The following is an 11,827-nucleotide window of genomic DNA, read 5'->3' on the forward strand; positions in this document are numbered from 1 at the left end:
ATGGGCAAGAAATGAAAATTGAGATTGATGGCCTCGTGCCGGTGATGCTCACGCCGTTCACGGCGACCGACAGTATCGACCAGGATGGTCTCGCACGGCTGACCGACTGGTATATTGAAGGCGGTGCACAGACCTTGTTCGCGGTCTGCCAGTCGAGTGAGATGCAGAAGCTGCAACTGGACGAACGCGTCATGCTGGCGCGCCGCACACTCGAATACGCGCATGGGCGGCTGCCGGTAATTGCTTCAGGGCACATATCCGAGGCGTTGGATGACCAGCTCACCGAGCTAAAGGCGATGGCAGAAACGGGGGTCGATGCGCTGGTTCTGGTCACCAACAGGCTGGATCCCAACAATGCTGGCTTCGAGGCTTTCCGGAATGCGCTTGAGGCAATCCTGCAAGCCTTGCCAGACGATCTGCCGCTCGGGCTCTACGAATGTCCTGCTCCGTATCGCCGCCTGCTCAGTGATGACGAGTTGAAGCTGTGTCTGGATACAGGCCGCTTTGCCGTGCTCAAGGATGTCAGTTGCGATCTGCCGACGGTGGCCCGCCGCGCTGCGATGACTGCGGGGACGTCCTTTGCCATCGTCAATGCCAATGCAGCGATTGCGCTTGCCGCCATGCGTGCCGGGTCACGCGGCTTTGGTGGCGTCTTTGGCAATTTCCATCCGGATCTCTATGCTTGGCTGTACGAGCATAAGGACGAGGATACGGAACTGGTGCGTGATCTTGCGGTTTTTCTCGCACTGGCCGGAATGGCTGAGGGGATGGGATATCCAAAGCTGGCCAAGCTATGGCATCTGAGGATGGGAACCTTTGCGAGTGCTCATTCCCGCGTGGTGGACTACGACCCTCTGGAGCGGCATTGGGCCGCCGCTGATCTGCTCGATCATATCGAGCGGGGCACGGAGCGTTTCCGTTCCAGGATTGCAGCAGCCTGAAAACCTAAAAAATCCCACTCCATTCTCGCCCGGTGAGGGGCGGCTGGCCGGCAACTGAAACGCCGTTGACGCGAGTAGGTCTCGGGTTCCGCCGCCTTCCGGCGTCATTGCCGCTCCAATCCACCGCACCTCATCGCGTAACCGTGTAATGTCACCCAAATGGGTGAGGTGCGGTTGCGAAGCAGGCGATAGTTCTTCTGGGTGTTGGCCTTTGTCCGCTTTCCCGGCGGGTGAAGGCGCACGAGAATGGAGCCCGGAATGCCTGCCAAATCGTCGTCTCGAAGCGCACCCTTTCAGCGTTTCCTTTTCCTGATGTGCAATCTCCTGGCATTCGGTCTGCCCACCAATGTGTATGCTCAGGAGGCAGACACCATCGTCGTTTTCGATGGGTCCGGTTCCATGTGGGGGCAGATCGAAGGCCGCACCAAGATCGAGATTGCGCGTGAGACGCTTTCATCGGTGTTGCGCGAAATAGAACCCTCAAGCCGGATCGGCATGATCGCCTATGGGCATCGACAGAAAGGTGCTTGTTCGGACATTGAAACGGTGGTTCCGGTGGAGCAGGCTTCCCGGTCCGTGCCTCAGATGATCTCTGTGGCCAATGGTTTGCAGCCGAAGGGCAAGACACCGCTTTCAGATGCCGTACGGATCGCTGCAAACGAGCTCCGCTTTACCGAAAATGCAGCGACCGTCATTCTTGTCACAGACGGTATCGAGACCTGCGATGCCGATCCCTGCGCTCTTGCTTCGGAACTGGAAAATCTGGGCGTTAATTTCACGACGCATGTGGTCGGGTTCGGTCTATCGCAGGATGAAGGCCGCCAGGTGCAATGTTTGGCCGAGAACACGGGCGGGCTTTACCTTGCCGCCAAGGATGCGGATGAGCTGGGCGAGGCGCTGCGCCGTACCGTTGCCAACAATGCCATTTCGCCAAATGAGGACGATTTTGGATCTGAGATCTCACTCGGTCGCCCCATACGATTCATTTTCCGCGATACGGATGCGGGAGAACAGATCGGTGTGCGCCAATTGAGCGGTGGCCTTGAGCATGCCGATGGGACGCCCGTGGAGAACGCGCAATTTCAACTCGAATATCCTGAAGCAAAGGGAAACTCTGCGACAGCGGTGCTGGAACCCGGGCAGTATGTGGCAAAACTTCAGCGCGAGGGCGCAGGCGGCAGTGGTTACACGGCGCGTTACGCGTTTGAAGTGCCGGAGGGAGAGAGCGAGTATCTTGTTGAAGCCAGCCTGTCTGGCAGCCTAACCCTCAATCTGTTCATCAACCCGAATCTGCCATATGTGAAGGGAGAAGCCTTTCCGACTGCGGTGGGAGGCTCGCGACCGCGTTTCCACTTCGCGATCTATCCGATCGTCGACGGGGCCAAGGCTGAACAGCCTGCCGCAACAATTGCTGGCGCTGACGATCTGACCCGCCCGCTGCCGCCGGGTACTTATCTGATACAGGGCAATATCGACAGCGGGACCTCGGTCGAGCGCGTCGTGGAGGTTAAGCCAGCTCGACCAACCGTTTACGATTTCTCGTTCGACGCCACACGGGTGTTTGTGGATGCTCGTGAAACCGATGGTTCGCCAGTCAAGCGTCAGACGACATATTGGTACGACAAAGTGCCTTCGGGGCGAAACTACTGGGTTCACGGTGCGGGTGCCCGCGATGGCGATCTGCAGCCCTTCTACCTCCCGACCGGAGACTGGGTCATCAATGTGGGTGGGGAAGGCTATGGAAAACGCCGCAGCGAGCTCGTTGTGACGGTGCCCGGGGACTTCAGGGACCTTCGGCTTGAGGTTGGCGAGGGCAGGACCCTCACGGAGGCAGAAAAAGCCATGCTTGAAGCGCGTGGCAGCGGTTGTCTGGAAATCCTGCGCGTTGTTCGTGATGGATGTCTGGTCGAGAAGGCTCAGCTTTCTTCCATTGAGCCCTCGGGAGAGCAACCCGCTGCTTCCGAAACTGTGACCCAGAAGGCCAGCGTTGCTCCTTCGATTATCTTCAACAACAGAAGCACAAAGAAAACCGTTCTGTCTTTCCAGGAATCGGATGCAGAGGCGGGCCGCATGATCCTCGGTGATGGCTGGTGTGGGCGTGGTGGTTGCGCTGCCCGGGATGTCGAGGTCCCTGCAGCGCTCATGGATGCCGTTCGCAACGGACAGACCGCCACTTTCGATCTAAGCGAGAACGCCCTGCGCATCTTCACTGCGCCCGGCGGTTTCGAAGACACGTTGACGGTGATTGAGAACCCGGACTCGAACCGGCCCGTCAAAGCCGTGATGGTGCTGGCGCCCGAAGGGCAAACGATGGAACCGGGGAAGCCTGTTTCGGAGCACACCGGTGTCCGTCTCGTGTTTGGAGATGCGTTCACCGGGAAACGTTACGTCGTGATCGACTATCCGCCGGAAGCGGATGGAGCCGCTCGCATCGTGCTTGCTGAAGGCTGGTGCGGACAGGGCCTGGACTGTGCGGGTTCGATCGCTGGCCTGCCCGCAGGCATCATCGACGCGCTGGAGGAAGGGCGGACACAGACTTTCCAGGACTCCTGGGGGATCGGCACCGTGACCGTCAATCCTGAGGGACAACGCAATTTCATCGAAGTAGCGGAGAAGGGTAAGTACGGGAAATTCCAGCTGCTGGAGCGCAACGGCTCCGGTACCGGTGACAAAAGCAGCGCCGCCCCTGCACCGTCAGGAAATCAAGCGGAGGCGTCGCAAGGAAATGCTTCTGGAACCATGTCGCCGCCGGAAGAGGTCTCGCTAGACGATCAGGTCAACAGGGTCTTCGGTGTCTTCAACATCAATCAGACGGGCGCGTCGGTGGACGAAGTGGTGGGAAACTACGCGCATGTGGATCAATGTCAGAGAGCGCCGACGGTTATCTGGCCCGACGGGACGATGGCGCGGAAGCAGTTCGTGCAACCGCAGGGTCCTGACGAAAACCCGTACAAGACGGTTGCTTCCGGGCAATGTCAGATTTCAGGCACCCAGTTCAATTGCTCCATCACCGATCGTCAGAATGGTGACGTTCAGAACCTCACCTTCAAGTCCAGGCTTCTGGGAAACAATCATTACGTACTGGAGGTGAAAGACCAGGAGAATAGCTGGCTTGCTGTTTCCTGTTTCTTCCCCGATGGCGAACTAAGGGCAGACACGGTCATGCCCAATGGAAGGTCCCTGGCCGAGTTGATCATGGAGCGGACGGATGCCCAGTCTCCAGGCATGGGCTTCGACAGGAACAACATGGCATTCCGGGGTCAGTGATGGGCAGGTTCCTCGAAACGACCTTCGCTGCCGCTGTGGGCTTGGCAGGGGTGCTGATAACAACGTTGGCACCCCTTGCCGCACCCGCTCAAACCCAGTCGGCCGGGCAATGCCGGCTGTATCAGCAGACAATTGGTGGTGTGAGGTTTCATCCTCTGCCGGAAGGTGACGGGGCTTCCGTGGGCTTCCGATATGTCGACAACGCCACGATCGAGTTTCAGGAGTGACGCCGATGATCGGATATTGTGTCCATCGGATTTTCCGTGCAGCGGCGTTTGCCGCATTGATGTGCTCGCCCTCCTTGAGTGCTGACTGGAACGGAGACTGGGACTCCACCTATGGTCAGCTCCGGTTGCTTCAAAACGGTGATCGCCTTTATGGAGACTATGCCGAAATCGGCACGATCGAGGGCCGCCTCGGAAAAGACGGGCGCACCGCGCGTGCTTACTTTGTTTATCATGATGGCCGTTGGGGGACTGTGGAATGGCGTATCGCCAATGACCGCCTGAGCGGACACTGGAGCTGGAGTAGCGATGGCCTGCCACAGCCAAAGGGGGGTAAAAGCTGGACTGCCACGCGCAGTTCGGCCCGCACCTCGCCCTTGAAATATGCCAGCCAGACGCGGTCCGCTCTACCGAAAGATGACGCCGTAAACCAGGATCCGTTCCGGCCCTGGTTTACGTTCGCGGCGGACAAGGCATCGCCATCCGTATCGGTTGATCCCCGCGATGGTCTTTCTCGCTGGTATCGGGGCTATGATCTCGTCAACATCGATCCGGCCTTCGAGATCGGTGTCGATGTCATTCACTATGAAGGGGCTGACGCAGCCGCCGTCGACCTCAGCATCTATGTCCGGCCGGGCGGCACATGTGCGCAGACCCTCCACACCGGCTTCTGCAAGGAACTGCATGACAAGGCGGACAGCCGCGGCTTCCTCTCGGCGACCGTGACGGGGGCACGTCTCAAAAACCGCGGCTCCGTCGATGAGCTGATCGAAGCCACATTCCGCCTTCCGGGGGACAGCCACGAGCGATTGCTGCGCATCCGAGAAGACGTTACCTATCACAGCGTTTTCATCCATCACCCGCAGCGAGGGGTCGATTATGAGGGGTTCGCGCGTTTGCGACCGCATCTCTGCGAGCAGACTCGGTGCAGCAATGACATTTTCAATGATCTGAGACAGCGGCCCGGGACCTACCGCATCAAGTTGGGCGAAGCTTACATCGCCCGCATGATCGGCCTGCCAAACCGCATCGGGGCATCGCATCAGACTTCCAAACCGCATCCCGATTCCACCAGACCGCCGCAACAGGCCGGCGGCGGCCGGCCTATGATGTCGGATCCCTGGGCCATTCTCGAAGAGACCGGTGATAATCTCGGCGAGATCTCATTCGACCAGTCTGCCGGCGGCTTGACGGCGACAGGAAAGTTGCGCGGTTTCTTTGAAACCGACGAGGATCATCAGGTCGAATTCAAACTCGCAGGAAAGACCGATGAAGCGCTCGCCTGGGAACTCACGGTCTATTCGGGTCAATCGGGCGAACGCAAACATGGGCGCATGCTGACTGAATTGCCTTCTCATGCTCGCAGAAATCCGCGGGGCACCCTGATCGTCGGTGAGGATATCCTGCTCTTCGAGCTTGTGCGTCCCGTACGCGGACTTGATGCCTCGGAGGCCGGCGATACGCCTGCGATAGGCATTTACAGCGTGAGCTACCGGCTGCGCGATGTTCCCTTAAACCGCACCATGAACCTGCGCCAGAAGCCCAGCCGTTCGTCCGCTGTCATCGGTTCGATCTCGCCCCGCGCAACGGGTCTGCAAATGCTCAAATGCGCCGACGAGATCAATGCACAAGCATTTCAGGAGGCTGGTTTCGAGCGCCGGCTTTCGATGTTGTCAGCGACCTGGTGTCAGATCACCAACAATAAAGTGTCCGGATGGGTGCCCGGCATCTATCTCGCGCCTGAAACGTATTGAGGAGCACGCCGATGCAGCGAGTTTTTTCATATATCGTGACTGTTCTGCTCACCGGGTGGATACTGATCGCAACGGCATCTGCAGCCGACTATCTTTATGACCACAACGGTTCGCGTATGCGCGTCAATGTCGAAGGCAACAAGGTGAAAATCTACTACCAAAAGCCCAGGCAGGGGCTTGCTGGTGCCGGCGTGCGGGCAGGAACGCTCCTTTTTGATGGCAAGGTCTCAAACGGCTATCTCGAAGGCATGAGCCGGATCTTCAATCCCAATTGCGGGGAGGTCGATTACTTTGTCTATGGGGATTTCACGCCCGGCCGATCCTTCATGCTGAACGGGGCAGCTCCGGTATTGTCGAATATGAGCTGCCGGATCGTGGACAATGTCTATGAGGGGGATAATGCCAATCTGCGCTTCTCCGCAATCGGCAAATCAAGCCAGACACCTTCGTCAAAAACCAATCAGGGCGGGGCAAACTGCGTGGTGGGTGTCAATACAAGCTTGAACGTAAGGGTGGGCCCTGGGGCAGACTATGGGCGTATTGGTGAACTGCCGGCCAATGTCTGCGGCTTGAAAATCCTCGATCGCTGTCAGGACGATTGGTGCGTGGTCGCATTCAACGATCTCACGGGCTGGGTTTCCATGCGCTACATCCGACGTTGACACTGTCGGGTGACGGAATGGTTCTTCTCGCAGGAGCCTAAAAAATCTGGTGTTCCTTTCGCCTGCAAACACTCTTCTGCAGCAACACTGCCTGTTGCATCGCGGTGTTGCGAATGTAATCTTCCCCTCCGTTAGCTGAACAAGACTTTCATGGGGCATTCATGCGGGCGGGGGAAGAATGTGCGCGAAAGGAGTCGGTCATGCAGAACCGAAATCTCGTCGCGCCCGATGGCACACCGCTGATGCACCGCACTATTGTCGGTGAAGACAGAACCGGCAGGGTTGCCTATGTGACGCATTCGCAGGCACAGCATTCGCTCAATTTGCGGCCAACTCTGGAAGGAATCGCCGCCAGGGGATGGACGGTCCATTCGACCGATCTCCGTGGACATGGATTCTCCTCGGGCCCGAGAGCGCCGCTTGCCCATATGGACATCGATCAAGGATGGGAACGCCTGGTCGGGGACCTGGTTCTGGGCTTGAGTACGGCTTTCGAAGGCGTGCCTTGGGAGGATCGAATGGTCGTAGCTCCCAATATCGGGGCCGTTCTTCTGTTGGAGGCCCTCAAGGAGTGGCCGGATCTGGCGCGGAGTATTGTGTTTATTGCTCCGCCACCCAATCAACCGACCCTCCTGAAACTTGCCCGCAGCATCGTCAAGGCTCGCAGTCTCTTTCACCCGCTTGATGAGCCGGATGAACTCACACTGCATCAACTCTACACATTTCTCGGCGCGCGGCTCTCGGATCGCAAGCGCCTCATCGATGTTATCTCCAGTGACCGCGAGCTCACCGATGCTCTACTGGAAGACGAATACGCCTGGCCCACCCCGACGACCGGCTATTTCTATGAAATGTTCCGCGGAATCGAAAAGGCCTGGAAGTGGCCACAGGATCTTCAGGTAGCCGAGGGCACGCGGCTTCTCATCCTCTATGGAGGGGATGATCCGATGACGGCCAATGGAAAGTTTGTCGGGCCGATGCGCCGTCAGCTCGACACCATGGGTTTCAGGGAGATCCAGGTTCATTGCGTGGAGCAAGGCAGATCGGGCCTGTTCATAGAGGAAAAACGCCTAGGCATCTCAGAGATCATCGAGAACTGGATTTCGGGTGACGGAAACGCATTCAACAGTGCGCCAACGGCCGAACATGAGGACCTGTCGGGCATCTCCACCGGCGTTCTGAACAAGCTCGGCCTGACCGACGTCAACAGTGAGTTGAGTACCGAAGAGCTCGTCGAATTGTGCTACCACGCCATTGACGACGAGAGCCGCTGGATCGAGATGCTCTATCGTGTCACCTACGCACTGTCCGCAGATGACACGATCGACGACGGTCATCTGGAGGCGCTCGTTCACGCTCTGATGCCCCATTGGGACCGCTCGTTCCAGCTCAATCGTCAAATTATGCAGTCCGCGGCAATCGGCGCGGTGCTGCAGAATGTCCTGGACCGCTTCAATCTCGGCATGGCGATCGTATCGCCCGATATGGCTGTGACGTATTCGAACCTTCTGTTCAACCAGCGTTTGGCTTCCCTGCTCGGGGATGAAACCCTCGCTGCCGGCAATGTCGATGCTGTGTCTCGGTCACTTCGTGATTGTGTGGGCCCGGATTTCGTTTCTCGATGTCATTCAGGTTCCGGCGAAGCCTTGCTCGTCATTGGCGGTGAGGTCGTTGGCTTTCACTTCCGTCCGAAGGCTTTGCGCCAGACGGCTCTGCAGCGCGGCGGTGCTTCGGGTGTTCTTATTTTGCGCACGCGGACGCAGATGGAAGAATACCCTGCAGATCAGACGATCGAGCTTTTGCAATTTGCCTACGGGTTGACGAACAAGGAGGCTGAGGTTGCCCTTTGCCTTCTGGAGGGGTTATCCCCTGATGCCATTGCAAGGCGCAGCGATGTGACGGTCAACACCATCCGCACTCATCTAAAGCGAATCTACGAGAAAACAGGGGTTCAAGGGCAAACCGAGTTGGCCGCGCGTCTGCTCAACGGTCCGGTGGGCCTTATATTCCGGAGCGCAGGGACGACCTCATCGCCTGCCGAACACCTTCACATCGAGACCAGCGAACCGCGATAGCGTGCCAACTCACCCAAATGGGTGACGCGGGATGGTAACCCTCATGTCAGCTTGCCGGCATGGAAAGAACCGTTTGTCTTGTCCTCCGAGCCTGCTTGATCACGAGTCTGCTGTTCAGCCAGCTCGTTTCCGCTTTCGCGCAATCTGGCGGCTTCTATACAATGACCGAGTCCTACAGCACGGTCACCGCCATTGAGGAAGGTTCCCCCACCGATGGCTGGCCGGACGGCAAACCAAATGTGGTGGCGGATCCGGATGATCCGGGAAGCGTGATCCTTCACAGCGGTTGGTCTGGCGAAGCGATGTTCGGCAGAGGCTGGATCAGGCTGGGGGAAACGACATTCGTCCAGCGCAACCTGACATTGCCGGAGGTCAATCTTCTTTTTCCCTATTTTTATGTGGCGGGCGACGGTTACGACCCGGATATCTTTCCCCTGGACAAGCGTTTCATTGGTCCCAGGGCACTGACATTGCTCTCGCGACGGCCTGACTTTCCGAGCGCAAGGCTTTTCTTTGAAGCCGAGCCAGGATTCGGCGAGTTGCGCGCGCTCCTGCCCATCGACGACCATCTGATTCAGATCTCCTTCCAAACGGTTTGGATTGAGGAGGACCTTGTTGGTGAGGCGCTCGCCACAGTGGCCGTTTTCGAGCCAGACGAGCCAGGGTTGGTTTTTTCGGAGGCTGAAGCTGACCCCTCGCTTCTCGGTGATGATCTGGAATTTACCGAGGAAGAGGCGCTGGAAGCGCTCGCAGGCGGTCCTCGTTCAGACGCGCGAGCCGATTCCCAGGATGAGGAGGGTCTGAATTTCACCGAAGATGACGTTCGCCGCTTCATCGATCAGGAAAACGACGACTACCTAAAGATATTGGGCTGTGCAGCCGGATGGCGTGCCTGCCCATACGACCTCGACCCGGAAGCGGTTCGTATCTGGATGCAAATCGAAGAAGACCCTGCCGAACTTCTCGCTGAGATCGTCAATGAGCGGCGCGCAGCGGAAGGTCGATAGAGGAGACATGACAACAATGCTCGTTCACCAGCTCAAAGCAAAATTCTGTGCGCCGCTGCGGCAATGGTCTGCTTGTTTCGCCTTGGGTTTTGGCGTCCTGTCGATCCTGTTCGCATTTGGTGCATCGGCTTCCGCTGAAACCACCGGCTACAAGGTGTTCGGGCAGGCCGGTATCGCGATATCCATCGCCGACAATCCGCTCAACGGACGGCATGACACCAGCTTTACGGTGGTGGCCCGAAATGCCGAAGACTGTTTCAAGCTGGGTGATGGCGTTGAAGCGTTGGAACGCATCTGTGAGAAAATGGGTAAGGAGGGCCTGAGCCGTCTTGTGTTTCAAGGCAAGCTGCGCCGCGTCGAGGCGCAGACACTGGAAGGGGCGATGGCCCTGCCGGACGGTGGATTCTCCTTCGATGTGCGTTTGATGCTCAGGGGAAGCCGTGTCGCGATTGCGCAGCTCTCGTTCAATGGCGGACCGATGAGAAGCCTGCTGACAACCCACGAGGCGGCGATGTTTGAACGCCTCTCCGGCAATGTTCCGCCAGCCAACCTGCCTGCCGAAAACTGGCGCTTGCCACAGGAAAAGCTCCCGACGATCGGATTTGATCTGGAAGCCAGCTTTGTGGCCGATGGTACGGGCTATCGCGCCACGGCCGTCCTCTGGTTTCGTGCGGAAACCGATGAGGTAAGCGGTTTTTGTCCTGATACGGATGCGTTGCGCCGCATCTGCGAACGCATCTACAAGGACGGGCCTCTTGAGATGCGCATGAGCCTGGATAAGCCGGCGCCACATGGCACGGCTGGTTGGCATGGCACCGTCAGCTCGACGGGCTGGCCCGCAGGAACGTTTGAAGTCGATCTTTACCGTGGCAGCGCAATTGCTGATTGGGGCGATGAAGAGCCCGGTGCCTTCTACCTGCGCTTTCGCTCCCCTGGTGTTCTGCCGGGCGGTGAGGAAGTCGGTTGGTTGAAGATCGAGCCGATGGGAGGTGCGCCGGTGTCACTTGATGAACTGGCTGAACGGGGCACTTTTGATCGCCCACCAGCGATGCCTCCGGCGCCTCCATCCGGTGCTCAGGGCTTGGCCGGCGATGCGTGCGCCGCGCTGCGGGCGCGCATGTCCGGTCTTCCGGATCGAGAGGCGCGGGAGAGAGCGGCTCAGGTGCTCGGCGAGGCGGGCTTTTGGGGTGGTATTCTACCGGGCGATCCGGAGGGGTGCCGGCGTGCCGCGGCAGCTCTTGACGCTGCAGGTGTCGCGCCTGCGGAGGGGGCTGCCCGTGACAGCGCCGAGCGGGCCAACAATCCTGCCTGGAGACATGTGAACGGTTCTGTTTGGCCGGGCCTTGAAAACGCCTTCCATATCCGCACCAATGGGACGAACGGCCCTAAGCTGGAGCTTTCAACAGACAGAAGCGGGCGGCCCATCATTCGTATCGCACCCTTCGACGGCTGCACCCGGCAAAGTGACCGGCAAAGTGAATTGTGCGCGTTGCTTCAAAGAAACCCCGGCGAGCATGCGATACAGGATGCCGCATCCAGCCGTGACATCCTTTATGGCAGGTTCAGCCTTGAGGGTGCTTCATTGCTGCTTCGCGTGACAAAATCGGCGGATGGTAAAGTTTTGGCAAATCTCTCCTACCTCGACACGCGGGCGGCCCTGACGTTCGGTGATTTCGCTGGTGGTTCTCAGTGAAGACAGGTGCCCGTATTGCCTCGCGCGGTTCCGCCCGTCTGCGGTCTGGAGGTCGTTTTAGGGCCAAGCCGCTTATCCATCGGCCACCCCGCTTGTAGTAAATGTTCTTTTAACGCCACGCTCGCGGTAAACCCCTACTTTTCAATATCTTTTGGGTTTCAACGCCAGCAACGCGTCCAATTTTTCTGGTTCAACTCCGCAATT

Annotated in this window: 8 protein-coding genes; all 8 read left to right on the plus strand. The window is 58.4% G+C overall.

All coding sequences use genetic code 11. The features are described from left to right. Positions 1-11 precede the first annotated feature (11 nt). Positions 12-941: a dihydrodipicolinate synthase family protein gene (locus H7H48_RS06845; RefSeq protein WP_229448209.1), complete on the plus strand. Its 930-nt coding sequence runs from the start codon at positions 12-14 to the stop codon at positions 939-941. 258 nt (positions 942-1,199) lie between these two features. Continuing rightward, positions 1,200-4,208, plus strand: coding sequence for a VWA domain-containing protein (locus H7H48_RS06850; RefSeq protein ID WP_229448210.1), 3,009 nt, complete (start codon positions 1,200-1,202; stop codon positions 4,206-4,208). Continuing rightward, on the plus strand, positions 4,208-4,435 hold the full coding sequence (locus H7H48_RS06855) for a hypothetical protein (protein WP_229448211.1): 228 nt from the start codon (positions 4,208-4,210) through the stop codon (positions 4,433-4,435). The genes H7H48_RS06850 and H7H48_RS06855 overlap by 1 nt, the downstream gene beginning before the upstream one ends. A 5-nt stretch (positions 4,436-4,440) precedes the next feature. Beyond that, on the plus strand, positions 4,441-6,186 hold the full coding sequence (locus H7H48_RS06860; protein ID WP_229448213.1) for a hypothetical protein: 1,746 nt from the start codon (positions 4,441-4,443) through the stop codon (positions 6,184-6,186). Between the two features lie 11 nt (positions 6,187-6,197). After that, a complete protein-coding gene (locus tag H7H48_RS06865; protein ID WP_229448217.1) occupies positions 6,198-6,848 on the plus strand; it encodes an SH3 domain-containing protein in 651 nt (216 codons plus the stop codon). 200 nt (positions 6,849-7,048) lie between these two features. After that, entirely contained in the window at positions 7,049-8,923 is a 1,875-nt protein-coding gene (locus H7H48_RS06870) for a serine aminopeptidase domain-containing protein (RefSeq protein WP_229448218.1), read from the plus strand. A gap of 95 nt (positions 8,924-9,018) precedes the next feature. Then, complete coding sequence (locus H7H48_RS06875) at positions 9,019-9,930, plus strand: hypothetical protein (RefSeq protein ID WP_229448219.1); 912 nt, start codon at positions 9,019-9,021, stop codon at positions 9,928-9,930. Between the two features lie 7 nt (positions 9,931-9,937). Further along, positions 9,938-11,623: a hypothetical protein gene (locus tag H7H48_RS06880; RefSeq protein WP_229448221.1), complete on the plus strand. Its 1,686-nt coding sequence runs from the start codon at positions 9,938-9,940 to the stop codon at positions 11,621-11,623. Positions 11,624-11,827: the final 204 nt, after the last annotated feature.

Origin of the sequence: Nitratireductor sp. B36 (assembly GCF_020833685.1) — a bacterium.
GTDB lineage: Bacteria > Pseudomonadota > Alphaproteobacteria > Rhizobiales > Rhizobiaceae > Nitratireductor.